At 72.0% G+C, this 21,815-nt stretch carries 24 protein-coding genes and 1 pseudogene; 16 read left to right on the forward strand and 9 right to left on the reverse strand.

All coding sequences use genetic code 11. The annotated features are described in order from the left end of the window. Positions 1–25 precede the first annotated feature (25 nt). Positions 26–886, reverse strand: a complete 861-nt coding sequence (locus ACZ44S_RS12585) for a PhzF family phenazine biosynthesis isomerase (protein WP_466927693.1) — start codon at positions 884–886, stop codon at positions 26–28. Between the two features lie 464 nt (positions 887–1,350). Here ACZ44S_RS12585 and ACZ44S_RS12590 point away from each other — a divergent pair. Beyond that, a pseudogene (locus ACZ44S_RS12590) lies at positions 1,351–1,707 on the forward strand (ATP-binding protein); the annotation flags it as partial. A 103-nt stretch (positions 1,708–1,810) separates the two neighbouring features. Next, positions 1,811–2,050 (forward strand): MFS transporter, encoded by a 240-nt coding sequence (locus tag ACZ44S_RS12595; RefSeq protein ID WP_466927695.1) that lies wholly within the window; start codon positions 1,811–1,813, stop codon positions 2,048–2,050. Positions 2,051–2,062: 12 nt separating this feature from the next. On the opposite strand, the gene ACZ44S_RS12600 is transcribed toward ACZ44S_RS12595, so the two are convergent. After that, a complete protein-coding gene (locus ACZ44S_RS12600; RefSeq protein ID WP_466927698.1) occupies positions 2,063–2,863 on the reverse strand; it encodes a VOC family protein in 801 nt (266 codons plus the stop codon). 206 nt (positions 2,864–3,069) lie between these two features. Here ACZ44S_RS12600 and ACZ44S_RS12605 point away from each other — a divergent pair, with 206 nt between their 5' ends. Continuing rightward, positions 3,070–3,921: a sulfurtransferase gene (locus ACZ44S_RS12605; RefSeq protein ID WP_466927701.1), complete on the forward strand. Its 852-nt coding sequence runs from the start codon at positions 3,070–3,072 to the stop codon at positions 3,919–3,921. 543 nt (positions 3,922–4,464) lie between these two features. Here the strand turns inward: ACZ44S_RS12605 and sepH are convergent. From sepH to ACZ44S_RS12620, 3 genes are all read right to left on the reverse strand, one after another. Beyond that, positions 4,465–5,514: a septation protein SepH gene (gene sepH, locus ACZ44S_RS12610; RefSeq protein WP_466927703.1), complete on the reverse strand. Its 1,050-nt coding sequence runs from the start codon at positions 5,512–5,514 to the stop codon at positions 4,465–4,467. Positions 5,515–5,828: 314 nt separating this feature from the next. Continuing rightward, positions 5,829–7,148, reverse strand: coding sequence for a D-arabinono-1,4-lactone oxidase (locus ACZ44S_RS12615; RefSeq protein WP_466927705.1), 1,320 nt, complete (start codon positions 7,146–7,148; stop codon positions 5,829–5,831). After that, positions 7,108–8,346, reverse strand: coding sequence for an MFS transporter (locus ACZ44S_RS12620; RefSeq protein WP_466927706.1), 1,239 nt, complete (start codon positions 8,344–8,346; stop codon positions 7,108–7,110). The genes ACZ44S_RS12615 and ACZ44S_RS12620 overlap by 41 nt, the downstream gene beginning before the upstream one ends. A 148-nt stretch (positions 8,347–8,494) precedes the next feature. Between ACZ44S_RS12620 and ACZ44S_RS12625 the strand changes: the two genes are divergently transcribed. Further along, on the forward strand, positions 8,495–9,622 hold the full coding sequence (locus tag ACZ44S_RS12625; RefSeq protein WP_466927707.1) for a ferrochelatase: 1,128 nt from the start codon (positions 8,495–8,497) through the stop codon (positions 9,620–9,622). A gap of 8 nt (positions 9,623–9,630) precedes the next feature. Then, positions 9,631–10,455 (forward strand): inositol monophosphatase family protein, encoded by an 825-nt coding sequence (locus tag ACZ44S_RS12630; protein WP_466927709.1) that lies wholly within the window; start codon positions 9,631–9,633, stop codon positions 10,453–10,455. A 71-nt stretch (positions 10,456–10,526) separates the two neighbouring features. Here the strand turns inward: ACZ44S_RS12630 and ACZ44S_RS12635 are convergent, their stop codons facing one another. Then, a complete protein-coding gene (locus tag ACZ44S_RS12635; protein WP_190165022.1) occupies positions 10,527–10,700 on the reverse strand; it encodes a hypothetical protein in 174 nt (57 codons plus the stop codon). A gap of 439 nt (positions 10,701–11,139) precedes the next feature. Between ACZ44S_RS12635 and ACZ44S_RS12640 the strand changes: the two genes are divergently transcribed. From ACZ44S_RS12640 to ACZ44S_RS12655, 4 genes are all read left to right on the forward strand, one after another. After that, positions 11,140–11,793: a response regulator transcription factor gene (locus ACZ44S_RS12640; RefSeq protein WP_007387794.1), complete on the forward strand. Its 654-nt coding sequence runs from the start codon at positions 11,140–11,142 to the stop codon at positions 11,791–11,793. A 5-nt stretch (positions 11,794–11,798) separates the two neighbouring features. Continuing rightward, positions 11,799–13,040 carry a sensor histidine kinase gene (locus tag ACZ44S_RS12645; protein WP_466927711.1) on the forward strand — a complete coding sequence of 414 codons (1,242 nt, stop codon included), beginning with the start codon at positions 11,799–11,801 and terminating at the stop codon, positions 13,038–13,040. Positions 13,041–13,433: 393 nt separating this feature from the next. After that, positions 13,434–13,730 carry a DUF4193 domain-containing protein gene (locus ACZ44S_RS12650; RefSeq protein WP_003993510.1) on the forward strand — a complete coding sequence of 99 codons (297 nt, stop codon included), beginning with the start codon at positions 13,434–13,436 and terminating at the stop codon, positions 13,728–13,730. Between the two features lie 13 nt (positions 13,731–13,743). Then, positions 13,744–14,685, forward strand: coding sequence for a hypothetical protein (locus ACZ44S_RS12655; RefSeq protein WP_466927713.1), 942 nt, complete (start codon positions 13,744–13,746; stop codon positions 14,683–14,685). 150 nt (positions 14,686–14,835) lie between these two features. On the opposite strand, the gene ACZ44S_RS12660 is transcribed toward ACZ44S_RS12655, so the two are convergent. After that, positions 14,836–15,309 (reverse strand): DUF3093 domain-containing protein, encoded by a 474-nt coding sequence (locus tag ACZ44S_RS12660; RefSeq protein WP_466927716.1) that lies wholly within the window; start codon positions 15,307–15,309, stop codon positions 14,836–14,838. Positions 15,310–15,367: 58 nt separating this feature from the next. On the opposite strand from ACZ44S_RS12660, the gene ACZ44S_RS12665 reads away from it, so the two are divergent. From ACZ44S_RS12665 to ACZ44S_RS12695, 7 genes are all read left to right on the forward strand, one after another. Continuing rightward, positions 15,368–15,952 (forward strand): PaaI family thioesterase, encoded by a 585-nt coding sequence (locus tag ACZ44S_RS12665; RefSeq protein WP_466927718.1) that lies wholly within the window; start codon positions 15,368–15,370, stop codon positions 15,950–15,952. Then, entirely contained in the window at positions 15,949–16,512 is a 564-nt protein-coding gene (gene dut, locus ACZ44S_RS12670; protein WP_466927720.1) for a dUTP diphosphatase, read from the forward strand. The genes ACZ44S_RS12665 and dut overlap by 4 nt, the downstream gene beginning before the upstream one ends. Before the next feature lies 1 nt (position 16,513). After that, the gene (locus ACZ44S_RS12675; protein WP_466927723.1) at positions 16,514–17,272 is read left to right on the forward strand and encodes a DUF3710 domain-containing protein; all 759 of its coding nucleotides are present in this window, start codon (positions 16,514–16,516) and stop codon (positions 17,270–17,272) included. 156 nt (positions 17,273–17,428) lie between these two features. Next, complete coding sequence (locus tag ACZ44S_RS12680; RefSeq protein WP_466927725.1) at positions 17,429–18,121, forward strand: ABC transporter ATP-binding protein; 693 nt, start codon at positions 17,429–17,431, stop codon at positions 18,119–18,121. A gap of 59 nt (positions 18,122–18,180) precedes the next feature. Continuing rightward, positions 18,181–18,861, forward strand: coding sequence for a response regulator (locus ACZ44S_RS12685; RefSeq protein WP_466927726.1), 681 nt, complete (start codon positions 18,181–18,183; stop codon positions 18,859–18,861). Between the two features lie 99 nt (positions 18,862–18,960). After that, positions 18,961–19,359 carry an OB-fold nucleic acid binding domain-containing protein gene (locus ACZ44S_RS12690; protein WP_190165013.1) on the forward strand — a complete coding sequence of 133 codons (399 nt, stop codon included), beginning with the start codon at positions 18,961–18,963 and terminating at the stop codon, positions 19,357–19,359. Between the two features lie 3 nt (positions 19,360–19,362). Continuing rightward, a complete protein-coding gene (locus ACZ44S_RS12695) occupies positions 19,363–20,070 on the forward strand; it encodes a DUF3159 domain-containing protein (RefSeq protein ID WP_466927729.1) in 708 nt (235 codons plus the stop codon). 205 nt (positions 20,071–20,275) lie between these two features. Here the strand turns inward: ACZ44S_RS12695 and ACZ44S_RS12700 are convergent, their stop codons facing one another. Both ACZ44S_RS12700 and ACZ44S_RS12705 read right to left on the reverse strand, forming a co-directional pair. Beyond that, the gene (locus ACZ44S_RS12700) at positions 20,276–20,944 is read right to left on the reverse strand and encodes a potassium channel family protein (RefSeq protein WP_190165011.1); all 669 of its coding nucleotides are present in this window, start codon (positions 20,942–20,944) and stop codon (positions 20,276–20,278) included. Then, positions 20,944–21,615, reverse strand: a complete 672-nt coding sequence (locus ACZ44S_RS12705; protein ID WP_466927731.1) for a potassium channel family protein — start codon at positions 21,613–21,615, stop codon at positions 20,944–20,946. Before ACZ44S_RS12705 ends, ACZ44S_RS12700 begins: the two co-directional genes overlap by 1 nt. Between the last annotated feature and the right edge of the window lie 200 nt (positions 21,616–21,815).

Consider the following 21,815-nt stretch of genomic DNA (forward strand, 5'->3'; position numbering starts at 1 on the left):
CGGGAAGCGGCGACGGCCGCCGTCCTCAGCCGATGCGGGCGGCCGCGCCGCCGACCCGGACCCGCCGGTCGCCCGCGCGGAGCGTCACCGTGAGCTCGCCGGGCCGGCCCAGGTCCTCGCCCTGGTGCAGGGTCAGGACGGCGTCCTCGGGCACCAGGGCGAACTCACGGGCGTACGCGCCGAAGGCGGCGGCCGCGGCGCCGGTCGCCGGGTCCTCGACGACACCGCCGACCGGGAACGGGTCGCGCACATGGAAGACGGTGGCCGACTCCCGCCACACCAACTGCACCGTGGTCAGGTCGAGCCGGTGCATCAGCGCCTCGAGGCGTGCGAAATCGTAGATGAGGTCGGCGAGACGGGCGCGCGTCGCCGCCGCGAGCACGAGGTGGCGCGCTCCGGCGAACGCGATGCGGGGCGGGAAGGCCGGATCGAGATCGGCGGCCGGCCAGCCCAGCGCGGCGAGCGCCTCCGCGAGGTCCGCGTCGGCGACCTCCTCGACGTGCGGCTCGACGCTGGTGAGCGTGGCCCGCACCGTCCCGTCCGCCGCCTCGGCCACCTCGACCGGTACGGTCCCGGCGGGCGTCGAGAACACCAGCTCCCCGGGGCCGATCCGCTCGGCGAGCGCGACGGCGGCGGCGACGGTGGCGTGCCCGCAGAACGGCACCTCCGCCTTGGGACTGAAGTACCGCACGTCGTAGGCCCGCTCCTCCGGGCGCGCGGTCAGGAACGCGGTCTCCGAGTACCCGAGCCCGGCGGCGACGGCCAGCATGGCGCCGTCGTCCAGGCCGGAGGCGTCCAGCACGATACCGGCGGGGTTCCCGCCGTCGGGGTCACCGGAGAAGGCGGTGTAGCGCAGCACCTCGGGCCGCGTCGCGTTCGTCGTCATGCCCGTGCCAACGGACGGCGACCTCGCGGCTATTCCGGACGTCCAACGCGCGGGCCAGTCACCTCAGTCAGGGACGGCTGCTCAGACGTCGCCACCGGCCGGCGTCGCTCCTGCCCAGCAATCCTCCAACGCGCGGCGTACGAGATCCGCGGAGCCACCGACGCCGACCCTCGCGGCCGTAGACGCTGCCGGCAGGGAAGCCGAACCGGCGTACAAGGCCGGCTTGGTACCCAGTAGGTGCCGAGGGCCCCCATCAATCCCACCGACACCACCCAACCCATCATCCCCTGCGCCCCCTTGAAGGCGTCTTCGCCATCGGGCCCCGCCTTCGAGATGCGCTTCACCTCTACACCGCGCGGAGCCCGTCTCGCCCGCCTCGTGGCCGTGGACGCGTGGGGATCCCGTACGGCACCGACCCGCACGAGGCGATCGTGCTGATCGTCGCCGCACTCATCGCGAACGCCGTGAGCCACGGCCACGTTCCCGGCCGGGACTTCCACCTCCGCCTCCACGCCACCCCCGACGGCCGCACCGTATGCGTCGAGGTCACCGACACCCGCACCGAACGCCACCCCCGCCGCCTCGCCGTTCCGGAGGGCGCCGTCGAGGAGACCGGCCGCGGACTGCTCCTGGTCTCCACCACGACCCACCTGATCCTCGCCGGACTGCTCACCACGCCCCTGTGGTTCCGCCTCTCCCGGAGCTGGGGCAAGCAGCGCTGCCTGCTGCTGTGCCAGGGCTTCTTCGCCGCCGGAGCGCTCGGTCTGGCGGCGGGGAGGGCGGCCGGTCTCGTGGTCCCGGTGCTGTGCACGCTCGTCCTCGGTGTGTGCTTCGCGGGACTTCAGCTCTTCCCGTTCTCGATGGTCGCCGACACCGTCCGCGCGGCCGACGGCGACGAGACCGGACGCACCGGCCTACACCGGGGTGTGGACGGCGACGGAGGCGACGGGCGCCGCGGCCGGCCCCTACCTGTACTCGGCGGTCCTCGCCCTCGGCGGCTACGCGGCCGCGCGGGCCGGCGAGGAGGTCACCCAGTCGGGCGGCGCGCACACGGCGATCCTGCTCGGCTTCACGCTCCTGCCCGCCCTCCTCATTGCGGCCGCCCTCGCCGTGCAGTCCCGTTACCGCCTGGACGCGCGGTTCACAGGATCCCGCGCGGGATGAGGGGGCGCCCCATCAACCCGCCTGCCGCACGAGCGCGAACCGTGCCCCCTCCGGGTCGGCCACCGTGGCGACCCGGCCGTGCTCGGTGTCCCGGGGCCCACCGAGCACCTGCCCGCCGAGGTGGAGCACCCGGTCCACCGCGTCGTCGACGTCGGTGACGACGAAGTACGTCGTCCAGTGCGGGCCCCGCTCGCGCGGCAGCGCGCTGCCCAGGCCGTGGACGCCGGCGACGGGGCGGCCGGCCAGGTGGAGGGTGACGTGGTCGACGGCGGGGGAGCCCGTGCGCTCCTCGTGGCCGAACACGGTCTCGTAGAACTTGGCCACATGGGCCGCCTCGTAGGTGGTCAGCTCGTTCCAGGCGGGAGCGCCGGGCACGCCGGTGACCGCGGGGCCGGTGCGCGCGGACGCCTGCCAGATGCCGAAGACGGCGCCGCAGGGGTCGGAGCCGATCGCCAGGCGTCCGGCGTCGGCGGCGTCCAGGGGTCCCACCCCGATCGTTCCGCCGCACGAGCGCACCGCGTGGGCCGTCAGGTCCACGTCGTCGGAGGCGAAGTACGGCGTCCAGGCGACCGGCAGATGGCGGTCCGGGGGGAGCACACCGATGCCGGCCACCGGGCGGCCGTCGAGCAAGGCACGCACGTAGGGGCCCAGTTGCCGGGGGCCGGGGCGGAACTCCCAGCCGAACAGCGCCCCGTAGAACTCCTCGGTCGCCTGCAGTCCGTGCACCATCAGGCTCACCCAGCAGGGTGAGCCGGGTGTGTGCCGAGCGGGCACCTCGCCGTTCGGGCGGGCGTGCCCCCGTGCGTCGGTCATCGTCACTCTCTTCTCGGCCGCGTGCTCGCGGGCCGTGGTCATCCGCCCCTGCGGGGGTCGTGTCCCGTCCGCTCGGCGGATCGTTCCCGCGCCGATGCCGACACCGTATGTGCCCGATCCCGTACCCCTCGTGACCGGTCCTGCCCGGCCGAGCAGAGTAGCCGCACCTGGACGACTCGGCCACCCCGTGCGCGAGGATGGTGACCATGAACGCCATCATCTCCGCATCCGAACTCGCGAGCGAACTGGCGGGTGCGCATCCGCCGGTGCTGCTCGACGTCCGCTGGCAGCTCAGCATGGCCAAGGCGACCGGTGAACCGCCGTTCGACGGACGGGCCGCGTACGAAGCCGGGCATCTCCCCGGCGCCGTCTTCGTCGACCTCGACGAGGAGCTGGCGTCGGCGCCGGGCGGGCGGGGCCGCCATCCGCTGCCGGACCTCGCGGTGTTCGGCGCCGCGATGCGGCGGGCGGGCGTGTCGTCCGCGACGCCGGTCGTCGTCTACGACGGCGGGCTCGGCTGGGGCGCCGCCCGCGCGTGGTGGCTGCTGCGCTGGACGGGCCACCCGGACGTGCGGGTTCTCGACGGCGGGCTCCCGTCCTGGGAGGGCCCGTTGGAGACCTCGGTTCCGCGGCCGGCCGAGGGGGACTTCGTACCGGTGCCGGCGGAGACCGGGCTGCTCGACGCCGACGGCGCGGCGGCGCTGGCGCGTTCGGGCGTGCTGCTGGACGCCCGCGCGGGGGAGCGGTACCGCGGCGAGGTGGAGCCGATCGACCGGGTCGGCGGACACATCCCGGGCGCGGTTTCGGCCCCTACGACGGAGAACGTCGGCCCCGACGGCCGTTTCCTGCCGGCCGGGGAACTGGGCGCCCGGTTCAAGGACCTGGGCGTGTCGGAGGGTTCGCCGGTCGGCGTGTACTGCGGCTCCGGAGTCTCCGGGGCGCACGAGGTGCTGGCGCTGGCGGTCGCGGGCATCCCCGCGGCGCTGTACGCCGGTTCCTGGTCGGAGTGGTCGTCGGACCCGCAGCGACCGGTCGCGGTGGGCCCGGACCCGCAGTAGCCGGGGAACGCCCGCCTCACGCGAAGCGGACGCGGCCCGGCACGAACGGTGCCCTCCACCCACAACCGCCCCGCGCGGTGCGGGTGCGCACGGAAGCCGCCTGCGCGACGGGCCGGGTGTTGCGTGCGTACGCGGTCCGCGGTGAGCCCCCCTTGTTGCACCGAGGGCGTCGGCGGCGCCGGCATTGCGGCGGCGCTGCAAGTGGGTTGCTGACAGCACGCGTCGCCGTCGCTCCGTGCGCAGACGCCCCGCGCGGTGCTCGTCCGCCCGGGGCTTGCTCTGCCCCGGCCGAGCGTGCGCGGGTGGGCGGTTGTGGGGCGGGCGTAGGCCGTGGTGCTCGTGTGCACGCTCCGCGTGGTGCTCTTCCGGCCTGGTCTGCACGGCACGGCGCGCGCGGGCGGTGGCCTGCGGGGATGGTGCCGTCGGGTGTGGGTGTCCTGGGTGGCGGCGTGCGGGGGGAGCTTCGGTCGCGGCACGAAGGGGCGCCCCTCTGGCGGGGTGCCCCTTCGGTTGGCGTTCGTCCGGGCAGGTTGCCCGGACGGCCTACTCCTGCTTCTTCCGCCGTGTCCCGAACACGATCTCGTCCCAGCTGGGCACCGCCGCGCGTCGGCCCGGACGGACGCCGTCCGCCTCGGCCTGACGGTCGGTCGAGCCGACGAGACGGTCACGGTGGCTGCCGACGGACCGCGGCATGAGGACGTCCGCGTAGGCGGAACCCGCCGAGGCCGCGGGGGCGGGCGGCTCCTCCGCCTCGGACTCGGACTCGGGTTCCTCGGCGGCGGGTTCGGGCGTGCGCTCCGGCACGACCAGGTCGCCCCGGAAGCTCGGCACCGCCTCCAGCAGGCTGGTCAGCGAGTCCCGTTCGCCCGAGGCCGTGGCCGTCGTGGACTCCTCGGGAGGCTCGGAGGCCTGCGCGGGCAGGCTCGGCCGCTCGCGGTCACCGGGACGGTCCAGCGGACGGTCGCGCGGCAGCCGCGCGATGCGCGGGACGAACGGGAAGCTGGGCTCGGGCGCGGCCAGATCGTCGGACTCACCGATCAGCGAGCGCGCCTCGTCGTCGACGGCCTGGACCAGCCGCCGGGGCGGGTCGTACGTCCAGCTCGCCGAGTGCGGTTCGCCCGCGACGCGGTAGACCAGCAGTACTTCCCAGGTGCCGTCGTCGCGGCGCCAGGAGTCCCACTGGACGGTGTCCTTCTCCACACCGCGCAGCAGCAGCCGCTCCTGAACGGCCTCGCCGAGCGGAGGGCCAGAGTTCTCGCCCGGCCGGCGCACCGGGGTCTTGCGGGCGCGCTCGGCCATGAACGCGCGCTCGGCGAGGACCGGGCCCTCGAAACGGCGCACGCGGTCCACGGGGATGCCGGCCATCTGGGCGACCTCTTCCGCGGTCGCGCCGGCTCGTATACGCGCCTGGATGTCGCGAGGGCGGAGATGGCTCTCCACCTCGATCTCGATCTGGCCGAGGCGGGGACGGTCGCCGCGTACGGCGGCGCGGAGCCGTTCGTCGATCGGAAGCGTGTACTCCGTGCTGTCCGCAGCCTTCAGCACCAGCCGTGTGCCGTCATTCGAGACGGCCACGACACGCAGTTCGGGCATGGGGACCTCCCGGGTGGTGCCTGCCGACGTCACGTGCGTCGCTGCTTCCGCTAGTCGAGTGTGGCCTGCCCGGGTGCAGCCTGCCACAACCTTGCCGAGTTGCCCGGCGTGTCGGGCGCGGGCCCTGGACCGCCGTTATGGCACGGTTACCTATTCGCAACGCTAAGTGACCAACTGTGTCACCCTGTGCAACTAGCCCCCTCCCGGCGGTCCTCGAAGGTCCCGAGCGCCCTGATGGGAGACCGGACCCAGGGCTCGCAACAGTACTCCATTCGGACCACCTGCGTGGATCGGCGCGCCGCTCAAGGCATCCTCTATGTCCCCAGGACCCTCCGCAAGTAGTCATTACGGAACCGGCGTTCCGGATCCAGCCGGTCCCGGAGTGCGGTGAACTCCCCGAAGCGCGGATACACCCGGGAGAAGTACTCGGCGTCCCGTGTGTGGATCTTCCCCCAGTGAGGCCGCCCCTCATGGGTGGTGAAGATGCGCTCGGCGGCGGTGAAATACCCCTGATAGGGGGTGCCCTTGAACATGTGGACGGCCACGTACGCGCTGTCCCGGCCGGACGCCGTGGACAGCGTGATGTCGTCGGCCGGCGCGGTGCGCACCTCGACCGGGAAGCTGATCCGCAGCGGCGAGCGGTCGACCATCGCCTTCAGTTCCCGCAGCGTCTCCACGAGTGCCTCGCGCGGGACGGCGTACTCCATCTCCACGAACCGCACCCGGCGCGGTGAGGTGAAGACCTTGTACGGGATGTCGGTGTAGGTCCGCGCGGAGAGCGCCCTGCTGGAGATCCGGGCGATGGCGGGGATGCCGGCGGGCACCGCGCGGCCGACCCAGTTGGCCACCTGGAACACCCCGTTGGAGAGGAGCTCGTCGTCGACCCAGCCCCGGAGAGGAGGCACGGGCCGCTCCGGGCCCGCGCTGCGGTTGTTGCGCTTGGTGTTGGTGTTGCCGGTGTGCGGGAACCAGTAGAACTCGAAGTGCTCGTTCTCAGCGTGTAGCTGGTCGAATTCGGCACAGACCCGGTCGAAGGGCATCGGCTCCTCGCGGGCCGTGAGGAGGAAGACCGGCTCCACGGCGAAGGTGACCGCGGTGATGATGCCGAGCGCCCCGAGACCGATGCGGGCGGCCGCGAAGACGTCCGGGTTCTCCTTCTCGGAGCAGGTGAGCACCGAACCGTCGGCGGTGACCAGCTCCAGGCCCCGGATCTGGGCGGCGACGGAGGCGGAGTCGCGGCCCGTGCCGTGGGTGCCGGTACTGATGGCCCCCGAGACCGTCTGGTCCATGATGTCGCCCATGTTGGTCAGCGACAGCCCCTCCCGCGCGAGGGCCACGTTGAGTCTCTTGAGCGGCGTGCCGGCCTCGACCGTGACCGTGCCCGCCGCACGGTCGATGTCACGTATGCCCGTCAACAGTTGAGGGCGTATCAACAGGCCGTCGGTGGCGGCTATCGAGGTGAAGGAGTGCCCGGTGCCGACCGCCTTGACCGGCAGACCGTCCTCGGCGGCCCGGCGCACTGCGGCGGCCAGCTCGTCGACGGAAGCGGGCGCGACCTCCCGCGCGGGGCGGACGGAGACGGTCCCTCCCCAGTTACGCCATGTGCCGTTCCTCGCGCTCGCTGTGCTGCCCAACGGAGCCTCCCCGACCCGGTGCCGGCCGCTTGAGCCGGCGGTACCCGAGGAAACCGACCGCGACCGCGACGGCCCCGGACGCCGCCGGAACCCCGTACCCGGCACGCGCGCCGGCCGCGTCGATCACCCAGCCGGCCACGGAGGAGCCGACCGCGACCCCGACGGCGAGCCCGGTGCTCACCCAGGTCATGCCCTCGGTGAGCTGCGCGCGTGGTACGTGCTCTTCGATGAGGGACATCGTCGTGATCATCGTCGGAGCGATGGACAGACCCGCAACGAACAGCGCCACGGCCAGAAACGGCAAGTTCCCGACCAGTAGGAGTGGGATCATACTCACGGCCATGGCGCAAACGCCCAGCAGCCAACGACGTTCCGCCGCCCCCGCGAAGTGCAGCAGCCCGAACACGGCGCCCGCCACGCACGAGCCCAGCGCATACACGGCGAGCACCGCGCTGGCCGCCGCCTTGTGCCCCTGCTCCTCGGCGAAGGCCACCGTGACCACGTCCACGGCGCCGAAGATCGCGCCCGTCGCGACGAACGTCGCGACCAGCACCTGAAGGCCCGCGGAACGCAGGGCCGTGCCGCCGCCCGTGTCCTCGCGCGGATGCGGAGCGGGCTCGGTGGCCCGCTGCGAGGTCAGCCAGAAGACCCCGGCCGCCAGGAAGCACGCCGCGAGCAGCGGGCCGGCCTCCGGGAACCAGGCCGTGGACAGCCCGATGGAGACGATCGGCCCGAAGATGAAGCAGACCTCGTCCACCACGGACTCGAAGGAGTACGCGGTGTGCAGCTGCGGCGTGCCCCGGTACAGGGCGGCCCACCGGGCCCGGATCATCGCGCCGAGGCTCGGCACGCAGCCGATGCCGACGCACGCGGCGAACAGCACCCACTCCGGCCACCCGTAGTGCGCGGCGAACAGCAGCACCGCCGCCGCGCCGAGCGAGAACAGCGTCGCCGGGCGCAGCACCCGCCGCTGCCCGTACCGGTCCACCAGCCGTGAGACCTGCGGGCCCGCCACCGCCGCCGAGAGGGCGATCGTGGCCGCCAGGGCCCCGGCCAGTCCGTACCGTCCGGTCAGCTCGGAGATCATCGTCACCACGCCGATGCCCATCATGGACAGCGGCATCCGGCCGAGGAACCCCGCGGCGGAGAAGGCCTTGCTGCCGGGCGCGGCGAACAGGGCGCGATAGGGGCTGGGCACGGGGTCTCCGAAAGATCTCAGTAAGGCGCGACCGCAGTCGATACAGCTTACGGCCGAGGTCACTCGGATGCACCGCGTTTTACCGGGCCACGGCCGGGACACCCCCCGCCGTGTCCCTGCTGTCGGTGCCGAGTGGGAGGATCGAGACATGCCAGACGTGCTCGACGCCAGTCCCTATGACGCTCTGCTGCTGCTCTCCTTCGGCGGCCCGGAAGGCCCGGACGACGTGGTCCCGTTCCTGGAGAACGTGACCCGCGGGCGAGGCATCCCCAAGGAACGCCTCAAGGAGGTCGGGCAGCACTACTTCCTCTTCGGCGGGGTCAGCCCCATCAACGACCAGAACCGCGCCCTGCTGGACGCGCTGCGCAAGGACTTCGCCGAGCACGGACTGGACCTGCCGGTCCACTGGGGCAACCGCAACTGGGCGCCCTACCTCACCGACACGCTGCGCGAGATGGTCCAGGACGGCCGCCGCCGCATCCTGGTCCTCGCCACCAGCGCCTATGCCTCGTACTCCGGCTGCCGCCAGTACCGCGAGAACCTCGCCGACGCCCTCGCGGCCCTGGAGGCGGAGGGCCTGGAGCTGCCGAAGATCGACAAGCTGCGGCACTACTTCAACCACCCCGGCTTCGTCGAGCCCATGATCGACGGTGTGGTCCGGTCGCTCGCGGACCTCCCCGAGGACGTCCGGGACGGCGCGCACATCGCCTTCTGCACCCACTCCATCCCGAACACCGCCGCGGACACCTCCGGCCCCGTCGAGGACCACGGCGACGGCGGGGCGTACGTCGCGCAGCACCTGGACGTGGCCCGGCTGATCGCCGACGCCGTACGGGAGCGCACCGGCGTCGACCATCCCTGGCAGCTCGTCTACCAGTCCCGCTCGGGCGCCCCGCACATCCCCTGGCTGGAGCCCGACATCTGCGACCACCTCGAGGAACGGCACGCCGCCGGGGTCCCGGCCGTGGTGATGGCCCCCATCGGCTTCGTCTCCGACCACATGGAGGTCCTCTACGACCTCGACACGGAGGCCACGGCCAAGGCCGGGGAGCTGGGGCTGCCGGTGCGCCGCTCGGCGACCGTCGGCGACGACCCGCGGTTCGCCGCCGCCGTCCGTGAGCTGATCGTGGAGCGTGCGGCGGCCGAACGCGGGCGGGACGTCACCCCGTGCGCCCTGGGCGCCCTCGGCCCGAGCCACGACGTCTGCCCCGTGGGCTGCTGCCCGGCCCGCACACCGCGTCCCGCCGCGGCGGGCGTCGACAGCCCTTACGCATGAGGAGCCCCGTGACCGACCCCCTGCACGCGGAACTGCTGGAACTGGCCCGGGAAGCCGCCCGCCGCGCGGGCGAGCTGCTGCGGGACGGCCGCCCGGCCGACCTCGCCGTCGCCGCGACCAAGTCCAGCCCGATCGACGTCGTCACCGAGATGGACATCGCGGCGGAGAAACTGATCACCACGATGATCGCCGAGCGCCGCCCGGACGACGGCTTCCTCGGCGAGGAGGGCGCCTCCACCGAGGGCAGCAGCGGGATCCGCTGGGTGATCGACCCGCTCGACGGCACGGTGAACTACCTGTACGGCCTGCCCACCTGGGCCGTCTCCATCGCGGCGGAACAGGACGGCGAAACCGTCGTCGGGGCCGTGGTGGCCCCCATGCGCGGCGAGGCCTACTACGCCGTGCGCGGCGGCGGGGCCCGGGCCACCGGTGCCTGGGACGGCGAGCGCGAGCTGAGCTGCCGCCCCTCACCGCCCCTGGACCAGGCCCTGGTCTCGACCGGCTTCAACTACGTCACCGAGGTCCGCGCCCACCAGGCGGACGTCGTGCAGCGGCTGATCCCGCTCCTGCGGGACATCCGGCGCGGCGGCTCGGCCGCCATCGACCTGTGCGACGTCGCCGCGGGCCGCCTCGACGGCTACTACGAGCGCGGACTGCACCCCTGGGACCTCGCCGCCGGGGACCTGATCGCCCGGGAGGCGGGCGCGCTGACCGGTGGCCGCCCGGGAGACGTCCCCTCGCGCTCTCTGACCGTCGCCGCCAGCCCCGGCGTCTTCGGGCCCCTCCAGGCGCTCCTGGAGGACCTGGGGGCCTGGCACGACGGGAGGCCTTGACACGGGGCCGCCCGCTGACACGGAGCGGGCCCCGGCGCTGGATTCGCCGGGGCCCGCTCACACGCGGCTGATCAGACGCTGTGGGCGCCGACCTCCACGCCGTGCTCGGCGGCGAGGCGACGCAGGTCGTCCAGTTCGCCCTGTTCCACGTCGACGAGGAAGTCGTCGCCCTCGTCGCGTGCCCGCGACAGGTCGGACTCGGTCGCCCTTATGCGCTGCAGAAGTCCTGCGGTGAATGCGTCCATGCTGCGCCCCCTCGTCCTGGGTCGGTGGATCGGTGGCACGGGGGTGTGCCGTTCGGAAGGGACGATCACGTCCAGAAGCGGATGCCCAGCGCCACCCGGCCGGGCGGCGACGGTGCCGGACATCCACGCCCGCTCTGCGGAAGCGGACTGCGTCGCACCGCATGGTGGCGCGGTACGTGCAGAGCGTGATCGCGGGATGTAAAACCCGTCCTCCCCAAGCTCCCTTCCGCGGAAACCTAACCGCGCGAGAAAATCTCGTATTCCCGCCCCGTTCGCCCGGAGGTTCCGCGCCCCGCACCTCTCCGCCACCGTTGCTCCACCCGCCTTACAGCCGACTTATGGCCGAAAAGGGCAGGATGGAGGCAACACACCCACCAGCACCCTGCCCGCGTACGCCCTTCGGCGCTGCGCGGGCGGGACATGAGGAAGGACAAGCGACGTGCGCGTACTCGTCGTCGAGGACGAGCAGCTGCTCGCCGATGCGGTGGCCACCGGGCTGCGCCGGGAGGCCATGGCCGTCGACGTCGTGTACGACGGTGCGGCCGCCCTGGAGCGCATCGGCGTCAACGACTACGACGTGGTCGTCCTCGACCGCGACCTCCCGCTCGTGCACGGCGACGACGTCTGCCGCAGGATCGTCGAGCTCGGCATGCCCACACGCGTGCTGATGCTCACGGCGTCCGGCGACGTCAGCGACCGGGTCGAGGGACTGGAGATCGGCGCCGACGACTACCTGCCCAAGCCCTTCGCGTTCAGCGAGCTCATCGCGCGCGTGCGCGCCCTCGGGCGGCGTACCAGCGTGCCGCTGCCGCCCGTCCTGGAGCGCGCCGGGATCAAGCTCGACCCCAACCGCCGCGAGGTGTTCCGCGACGGCAAGGAGGTCCAGCTGGCGCCGAAGGAGTTCGCCGTGCTGGAGGTGCTCATGCGCAGTGAGGGAGCCGTCGTCTCCGCGGAGCAGCTGTTGGAGAAGGCGTGGGACGAGAACACGGACCCGTTCACCAATGTGGTCCGGGTGACCGTGATGACCCTGCGCCGCAAGCTGGGCGAGCCGCCGGTCATCGTGACCGTGCCCGGCTCGGGTTACCGGATCTGATCCCCATGGCCGCCACCCCCACGCCGGCGTCCCCGCAGGCCCCGCCGAAGCCCACCTGGGACCCCCGCAGGCCGGTACCGCCCTTCCCCTGGCTGCGCCCGACCATCCGGATACGGCTGACCCTGCTCTACGGCGGCATGTTCCTGATCGCCGGGATAATGCTGCTGTCGATCATCTACCTGCTCGCCGCGAACGCGCTCAACGTGGGCAGCGACCTGCCGTTCCGGATCCTCTCGGGAGAGGTGTCCAGCGACCTGTGCAACCTGCGCAGCTCGCCGCTGCCCGCGGACGACCTCAACCGGGCGCTCAACGAATGCGTCAACGAGCAGCGGCAGCACGCCCTGGACGATCTGCTCAGCCGCTCGCTGCTCGCCCTGCTCGGTCTCGCGATCATCGCCTTCGCCTTCGGCTACGCCATGGCCGGCCGGGTCCTGTCGCCGCTGGGCCGGATCACCCGCACCGCCCGCGCGGTGGCCGGCTCGGACCTGTCCCGCCGGATCGAGCTGGACGGCCCCGACGACGAGCTGAAGGAGCTGGCCGACACCTTCGACGACATGCTGGAGCGGCTCCAGCGGGCGTTCACGGCCCAGCAGCGGTTCGTGGGCAACGCCTCGCACGAGCTGCGCACGCCACTGGCGATCAACCGCACGCTCCTGGAAGTCCATCTCTCCGACCCGAACGCGCCGGTGGAGCTCCAGCAGCTGGGCAAGACGCTGCTGTCCACCAACGAGCGCAGCGAGCAGCTCGTCGAGGGCCTGCTGCTGCTCGCCCGCAGCGACAACCAGATCGTCGAGCGCAAGCCCGTCGACCTGGCCGAGGTCGCCGGCCAGGCGATCGATCAGGTGCACGCGGAGGCGGAGGCCAAGGGCGTGGTGCTTCGCGGCACCCGTGAACCCGCGGTCGTCCAGGGCAACGGTGTGCTGCTGGAGCGCATCGCCCTCAACCTGGTGCAGAACGCCGTGCGCTACAACGTGCCGGAGGACGGCTGGGTCGAGGTCACCACCGAGGTCCAGCACGGCCAGGCGGTGCTGGTGGTGTCCAACACGGGGCCGGTCGTGCCGGCGTACGAGATCGACAACCTCTTCGAGCCGTTCCGGCGGCTGCGCACCGAGCGCACGGGCAGCGACAAGGGCGTCGGACTCGGTCTGTCCATCGCGCGGTCGGTCGCCCGGGCGCACGGCGGGCACATCTACGCACAGCCGCGCGAAGGGGGAGGGCTCGTGATGCGTGTCACCCTTCCGATCTGACATCATGCCCCCGACACAACGGGGTGTTCGCTTTGAGCGGAATTTTCGAGGCACACCACCGGCATCCCCGTGTGTGATCGATCACAAGGGCGATTCCCCGGCCATCCACTCTCCGTGATCATGGCTGCCGTCGGAAGGTCGGGAAAGTCCCGGTTTTCAGGGGCCCTCATCACGGGAAGTACACGGTGAGGCGCCTTTGATGTGCAGTATCGGGACCGTGTACGGTCCCCATCGCCATCCAAGCCGATCACTCATGAGGAGTCCGGTTGGGTGTCGATTGAGTAACAGACCTTGATGTGAGGCAAAATCTCCGCCTCAGGTCGGGCACAAGTCCGGCCTCTCACGCGTTACGTGCGCTGGAGACACCGCATACACCCAGAGGGGGAGAGCGACATGGCAACCGACTACGACACTCCACGCAAGACCGATGACGACGTCGACTCGGACAGCCTGGAAGAGCTGAAGGCCCGGCGGAACGACAAGTCGGCCTCGGCCGTGGACGTCGACGAGTTCGAGGCCGCCGAGGGCCTCGAGCTGCCCGGAGCGGACCTCTCGAACGAGGAGCTGGCCGTCCGGGTTCTGCCGAAGCAGCAGGACGAGTTCACCTGCATGAGCTGCTTCCTGGTGCACCACCGCAGCCAGCTGGCCCGCGAGAAGAACGGCCAGCCGATCTGCCGCGACTGCGACTGAGGCGGGGTCGGCCGTGACTGGCTCGACCCCTCCGCGGAAGCGCCGCTTCTTCACGAGGGGAGCGGACCAAGGGCCCGATGCGGGCCCGCAGCACGACACGCGTGACCAAGAGCGGGGCTCAACCGGTACCGGGGCGGCCTCGCTCGAAGCGGCACCCGGCCGGGGTGACCTCCCGGCGCCCCTGGAGGTCACCGCGCCCGTGGCGCAGCGGCGCGCCGCCGTCCTCCGGGAGAAGGCCCGGGAAGGCGCCCGCAAGGGCGGTGCCCGCGCCCGGGCGGGACTGGGGCATCTCGCGGACCGGATCATCGAGATCGCCCCGCGTGTGCCCGTCAGAGACCTCGAGACGCTGCGCCGGCAGTTCCCCGGGCTCGGACCCGAGGAGCTCGCGGACAAGCTCGTCGCGGGAGCGGCGAAGGCCACGGCGACGGTCGGGGCCGGCGTCGGCGCAGCGGCGATGCTGCCCGTACCGCCCGCGATGCCGGCCGAACTGGCCGCCGAGATCACCGGCGTCGCCGCGATCGAGCTCAAGCTGATCGCCGAACTCCACGAGGTCTACGGTGTACGGCCGCCCGGCGGTCTCGCCCAGCGCAGCACCGTGTATCTCAATTCCTGGTCGGAGGAGCGCGGGGTCGAGGCGACGAAGCCCTCGACGGTGAGCGCGGCTCTGAACAGCCGTATGAAGCGCGAACTGCGCCAGCGGATCATGAAGCGTACGGTGCGCAATCTGCCGAATCTGATGCCGTTCCTGGTCGGGGCCGCCGTGGGGGCGGTCATGAACCGCCGGGACACGAGAAAGCTGGCCGGGCGTATCCGGGGGGACCTGCGGAGGATCCAGGTGCCCTGGGACGCGCTGCCGGAGCTGCCGGCGCTGGAGCGTCCGGAGAACGTCCTGCCCGAGGACGCCCTGAAGGAGCTCGGTGGCCCCTCGGGGAAGGGTGGGCGCCAGGCGTCCTGAACGCCGTTCTGTCGCCCCCGCCGCCCCTTCCCGTCCCGTCACGTCCCCGGGGGCTGCGCCCCCGGACCCCCTTTTCGGCCCCGAACGGGCCTCGTCCTCAAACGCCGGACGGGCTGTGAACGCGCCCTGCCTGGTTCGACGCGGGGTGTGTCACTGAACAGGGTCGTCCGACGTCTTTGCCGCGCGCAGCGCCTCGGCCAGGCGCTGTGGCTCGCGGGTCGACAGGAAGACGTAGGGAGTCGGGTCCTCGGGGTCGGTGACGTCCACGCGCAGGGCGCCGGGAATGTACGCCCGCAGCAGCATGAAGCAGCGCGGGTCGGCCTTGTGGCCGCGCCAGGCCCGGGCCTCCTCGTCGTCCAGGACCTCCGCCTCGCCCAGCGCCGACACCGGGATCCTCGCCTCGCCCGCGATCAGATGGCCGCCCACGACCCGGATGCGCACCGAGCCGTACGAGCTGACCACGACCGCCGCGGCGGCGGTGCCGCCGGCCAGGCCGCCGAGCATCGGCAGCGTGCCGAACGGCAGCAGGATCAGGGCCAGCGAGACCCCCGCCAGGAAGCAGATCAGCCACCAGGAACGGGGGGCGGTGAGGCGTTCTTCGTACGGGGTGGCGGAGAGCTGCATGAATCCAAGCTTGGCACGGTGTCGGGAGCGGACTCGCGCGCGGGTAAGGTCTGCGCCTGTGAGTGGTACTTCCCCAGCTCTTCAGCCCCCTGCCGACGCCGTGAAACCGGTGCGCCATCCGGACGCGCCCGCACCCGGTGAGCTCCTCGGCGCCCACTACGGCCAGTGCTTCGGCTGTGGCGACGAGCAGCCCCACGGACTGCACCTCCAGGCCCGCGCCGGCGAAGGCGTGTCGATCACCGCCGAGTTCACCGTGCAGGCCGCCCACCAGGGCGCCCCGGGACTCGCGCACGGCGGGGTGCTCGCCACCGCCCTGGACGAGACGCTCGGCTCCCTGAACTGGCTGCTGCGCACCATCGCCGTGACCGGCAGACTGGAGACGGACTTCGTCCGGCCGGTGCCGGTCGGTACCGTGCTGCATCTGGAGGCCGAGGTGACGGCGGTGGCGGGCCGGAAGATCTACTGCACCGCCACCGGACGCATCGGCGGCCCCGAGGGACCCGTCGCGGTCCGCGCGGACGCCCTGTTCATCGAGGTCAAGGTCGACCACTTCATCGACCACGGCCGCGAGGAGGAGATCCAGGCCGCCATGAGCGACCCCGACCAGGTCCGGCGCGCGCGTGCCTTCGAGGTGAACCCGTGAGCGAGTCCCGCCCGGGCGCCCTCGAGGTGCTGATCAGGCGTGTCGACCCCGACGTACCGCTCCCGGCGTACGAGCACCCGGGCGACGCGGGGGCCGATCTGCGGACCACCGAGGCTTGCGAACTGGCTCCCGGCGAACGGGCCGTACTGCCCACCGGGGTGTCTGTGGCCCTTCCCGATGGGTACGCGGCCTTCGTGCATCCGCGGTCCGGCCTGGCCGCCCGCTGCGGCGTGGCCCTGGTGAATGCCCCGGGGACGGTTGATGCCGGGTACCGTGGGGAGATCAAGGTGATCGTGGTGAATCTCGACCCGCGCGAGACCGTGCGGTTCGAGCGCTTCGACCGGATTGCCCAACTGGTCGTCCAGCAGGTCGAGAGGGTCCGCTTCGTGTCGGTCGCGGAGCTTCCCCCCTCGGTCCGGGCCGAGGGGGGCTTCGGGTCCACCGGCGGCCATGCCGCGGTGGAAGAAGGTAAGAGCGGCACAAGCGTTCAGGCCGCCGTAGGCGGTACAGCGGGTGGGAATCGATACGCTTCGGTCGTATCCGACCGGGAAGGACAGTGACGTGTTCGGACGTCGCAAGAAGAAGGATGCCGCCGACGGTGCGGCCGGCGAGGCCGAGCAGGTCGTCGACGGTGTCGACGCTGAGGCGGACGACGAGGAGGCCGAGCGGCTGAGGCTCGAGCCGGCGCCGCGGCCCGACGGTCCCTGGGACAGCAGCGAGGTCCGGGAGCCCGGCGAGGGCCGGGTCGACCTGGGCGGACTGTTCGTGCCCGGAGTCGACGGCATGGAGCTGCGGGTGGAGGTCGCGGGCGACGCGATCGTCGCGGCCACCGTCGTGCTGCGCGACAGCGCCATCCAGTTGCAGGCCTTCGCCGCGCCCAAGCGGGAAGGCATCTGGAGCGAGGTGCGCGAGGAGATCGCGACCGGCATCACCCAGCAGGGCGGCATCATCGACGAGGTCGAGGGCCCGCTGGGCTGGGAGCTGCGTGCCCAGGTGCCGGTGCAGCTGCCGGACGGAACCGGCGGCTTCCAGGTCGTGCGGTTCGTCGGTGTGGACGGGCCCCGCTGGTTCCTGCGCGGTGTGATCTCGGGTCAGGGCGCGGTGCAGCCGCAGGCCGCCGGGCTCCTCGAGCAGATCTTCCGGGACACGGTCGTGGTGCGCGGGGAGGGCCCGATGGCGCCGCGCGACCCGATCGTCCTGAAGCTGCCGAACGACGCCCAGATGGTTCCCGAGAACGTGCAGCAGGAGGAGGGCGGCTCCCGCTTCGCCGGCGGCATGGGCCAGCTCCAGCGCGGACCGGAGATCACCGAGGTGCGCTGAGCCTTCGGCGCCCCGGGTTCACAGGGCCGTGTCCCCCCAGGGGACGTGGCCCTTTCCCGTGCGCGGATCACCCACGGAGACAATATGGCCTGACCGTTGATCGACCGGGTGCCGGACGGGGATACTGGCGCCCGGTTCACGGGGGAGGGCAACCGCATGAGTCAGGTGATCACCGATGCCATGGTGCGCGTCGAGGACGTGCACAAGTCGTACGGCACAGGGGCGGCCGCGGTGCACGCGCTGCGCGGTGTCTCCTTCGAGGTCCCGCGCGGCGAACTGGTCGCTCTCAAGGGACGCTCGGGGTCGGGCAAGACCACACTGCTGAACATCGTCGGCGGACTCGACACCCCCGACCGGGGGCGGGTCCACGTCGACGGAAGCGATCTCGCCGGGCTCGACGAGAACGGGCTGCTCGCCCTGCGCCGGGACCACGTCGGCTTCGTCTTCCAGTCCTTCGGCCTCATCCCGATCCTCACCGCCGCCGAGAACGTCGGCGTGCCGCTGCGGCTGCGCCGGGCCGACCCGCGCGAGCGCGAGGAGCGCGTCGCTCTGCTGCTCTCCCTCGTCGGACTCGCCGACCACGCGGCGCAGCGGCCCGGCGAACTGTCCGGTGGCCAGCAGCAGCGGGTCGCCATCGCCCGCGCCCTCGCCAACAGCCCCTCCCTCCTCATCGCCGACGAGCCCACCGGTCAGCTGGACGCCGAGACCGGGCACGCCGTGATGGAGCTGCTGCGCGCGGTCGTCCGCAGCGAGCACGTCACGGCGCTCGTCGCCACGCACGACGCCACCCTGCTCGACCTCGCCGACCGCGTGCTGGAGCTGAGCGACGGCGAGATCGTCGAGCACTGACCCCGGCCGCGGAACGTATCGTTGAATCCGGGACCTGCAGAACCCGAAAGGCACTCCTCATGACCCGTGTGCTGGTGGTCGACGACGATCCGGCCATCGTGCGCGCCCTCGTGATCAACCTCAAGGCCCGCTCCTACGAGGTCGACTCCGCCCACGACGGCGCGGCCGCCCTCCGTACGGCCGCCGAGCACCATCCCGACGTGGTCGTCCTCGACCTGGGCCTGCCCGACATGGACGGCGTCGAGGTGATCAGGGGGCTGCGCGGCCGGACCCGGGTGCCGATCCTGGTGCTGTCCGCGCGGCACGCCTCCGACGAGAAGGTGCAGGCGCTGGACGCGGGCGCCGACGACTACGTCACCAAGCCCTTCGGCATGGACGAACTGCTGGCCCGGCTGCGGGCCGCCGTACGCCGCGCGGAACCCGCCGGGGACGAGGGCGACACGCTGGTCGAGACCGACGAGTTCACCGTCGACCTGGCCGCCAAGAAGGTCAACCGGGGCGGCAAGGACGTACGGCTGACGCCCACCGAATGGCATCTGCTGGAGGTGCTGGTGCGGGGCGGCGGCCGTCTGGTGGCGCAGAAGCAGCTGCTGCGGGAGGTGTGGGGGCCGTCGTACGGGACGGAGACCAACTACCTCCGCGTGTACATGGCGCAGCTGCGGCGCAAACTGGAGGCGGATCCGTCACATCCCCGGCACCTCATCACCGAGCCGGGCATGGGGTACCGCTTCGAGAAGTGAAGGTCACGGGCCCGCCCCCGACGGCGTTCGGGAACGGTCGGTTCGGACCGCGGCCGCAGGGGGTACGGAACCGTCAGTGGCCCCCGGTACGCTTCAGATATGAGTGCTGTTCCTCGTTCCGAGAAGCCGGCAGGCCGGTTCCGGCGCATGCTCGACCGGCTCTCCTCGTCCCAGGAGGACCTGGAGTCCGAGGAGCTGCGTGAGGACGCCGAGACCGCCGGCTGTACGCGGATAGGCGACTGTCAGGACCGGCAGATCGTGACGGTTACTGGTACCTTGCGCACGGTCACGCTGCGGCCGCGCGCGGGAGTCCCGGCCCTCGAGGCCGAGCTGTTCGACGGCTCCGCCGCGCTGGACGTGGTGTGGCTCGGCCGGCGCTCCATCCTGGGGATAGAGCCGGGGCGCAAACTGATCGCATCGGGCCGGATCTCCATGAGCCGGGGCCGCCGGGTGCTGTTCAATCCGAAATACGAACTGAGACCCCTCGGACGGGAGTAGCCGGTGACGTCGCTCGACAAGCCGACAACCGAAGACACATCCGCGGACGACGCCCGTGCGGTGACGGAGGCCGCCCTGTTCGAGGCGTTCGGCGGGGTGCGGGGCATGGTCGAGACGGTGCTGCCCGGGCTCCTCTTCGTCAGCATCTACACGGTCAACAAGGACCTGCACATGTCGGCGATCGCGGCGCTCGCCGTGGCGCTGGTGATGGTCGTGGTCCGGCTGGCCCGGAAGGACACCGTCAAGCACGCCTTCAGCGGCGTCTTCGGGGTCGCCTTCGGTGTGGTCTTCGCGATGATGACCGGCAACGCCAAGGACTTCTACCTGCCGGGCATGCTCTACACGCTGGGCCTGGCGCTGGCGTACATCGTCACGGCGATGGCGGGGGTCCCGCTGATCGGCCTGATGCTCGGCCCCGTCTTCAGGGAGAACCTCTCCTGGCGCACGCGCAACCCCGGCCGGAAGAAGGCGTACACCAAGGCCAGCTGGGCCTGGGGACTGATCCTGCTCGGCAAGAGCGCGATCCTCTTCCCCCTGTACTGGTGGGCGGACACGACACAGCTGGGCTGGGTCCTGGTTGCGCTGAAGATTCCGCCGTTCCTGCTCGCCGTGTATCTGACCTGGGTGTTCCTGGCGAAGGCGCCGCCGCCGATCGATGTGTTCGCGGAGATGGAGGCGGAGGAGGAACGCAAGGCTGCCGCCTCCGAGTAGGCGCGCCTTGCTCTCTGGGGGCTGCCGCCCCCCAGGCCCCCGCTTCGGCCCCGAACGGGCTTCGTCCTCAAACGCCGGACGGGCTGAGGCCGGGCGCCCGGAGTTGTGCGGATGCCGCGCGATCCCGTTGCGGTCGGCTCGGTCTTGTCCTCGGGTGCCGGACGGGCTGGGACGGGGCGCCCGGAGGTACGCGGGCGCCCCTTTTTCACAGCTCCTTGCGGACCGACAGCAGGTCCTCCAGTTGTTCCTCGCGGGCCTGGGCGGCCACGAAGAGGAGTTCGTCGCCCGCCTCCAGGGAGTCCTCACGCGTCGGCGTCAGCACCCGCGTGCCGCGGATGATGGTGACCAGCGAGGTGTCCTGCGGCCACTCGACGTCCCCCACCTGGGTGCCGGCCAGCGCCGACTCCTCGGGCAGGGTCAGCTCCACCAGGTTGGCGTCACCGTGGCTGAAGCGCAGCAGCCGGACCAGGTCGCCGACGCTGACCGCCTCCTCCACCAGGGCCGACATCAGACGCGGGGTGGAGACGGCGACGTCCACGCCCCAGGACTCGTTGAACAGCCACTCGTTCTTCGGGTTGTTCACCCGGGCGACGACGCGCGGAACGCCGTACTCGGTCTTGGCGAGCAGCGAGACGACCAGGTTAACCTTGTCGTCGCCGGTCGCGGCGATGACGACGTTGCAGCGCTGGAGCGCCGCCTCGTCCAGGGAGGTGATCTCGCAGGCGTCGGCGAGCAGCCACTCCGCCTGCGGTACGCGCTCCACCGAGATGGCGGTCGGCGCCTTGTCGATCAGCAGGACCTCGTGGCCGTTCTCCAGCAGCTCGCCCGCGATCGAGCGGCCGACCGCGCCGGCTCCGGCAATGGCGACCCTCATCAGTGACCGCCCTCCTCTTCGGGACCCTTGGCGAACGCCGCCTCGACCCGGTCGATCTCATCGGTGCGCATCATCACATGCACCAGGTCACCCTCCTGCAGCACCGTCTGCGAGCTGGGCAGGATCGCCTCGCCGAGCCGGGTCAGGAAGGCCACACGCACGCCCGTCGCGTCCTGCAGCCGGCTGATCCGGTGACCCACCCAGGCCGGGGAGGTGTGCACCTCCGCCAGCTGGACCCCGCCGGTGGGGTCGCGCCACAGCGGCTCGGCGCCCGAGGGGAGCAGCCGGCGCAGCATCTGGTCGGCCGTCCAGCGGACCGTCGCCACCGTAGGGATCCCCAGGCGCTGGTAGACCTCCGCGCGGCGGGGGTCGTAGATGCGGGCGGCGACGTTCTCGATGCCGAACATCTCCCGCGCCACCCGCGCGGCGATGATGTTGGAGTTGTCGCCGCTGGACACGGCGGCGAAGGCGCCCGCCTCCTCGATGCCGGCCTCACGCAGGGTGTCCTGGTCGAAGCCGACCCCGGTGACACGGCGGCCGCCGAACGAGGAGCCCAGCCGGCGGAAGGCGGTGGGGTCCTGGTCGACCACGGCTACCGTGTGGCCCTGTTCCTCCAGGTTCTGGGCCAGGGCGGAACCCACCCTTCCGCAGCCCATGATGACAATGTGCATCGCCTCACACCGCGCTTCCTGCAGGCCCTTCGACCTTCATGACCTTCGTGCTCATGTCTCTCTTTCGGCTCGCCAGGCGGGACATCGCGGCCCGGAGAACCGGCCGCAGGGCAACATCATGCCGGGGGATCGCGGTCCTGACGCCCTCCGGGGCCCGGCCGCCGCGTCAGCGTGCCGACTCCAACGTATCCGCACCGCCG

It is taken from the genome of Streptomyces malachitofuscus (assembly GCF_055571035.1).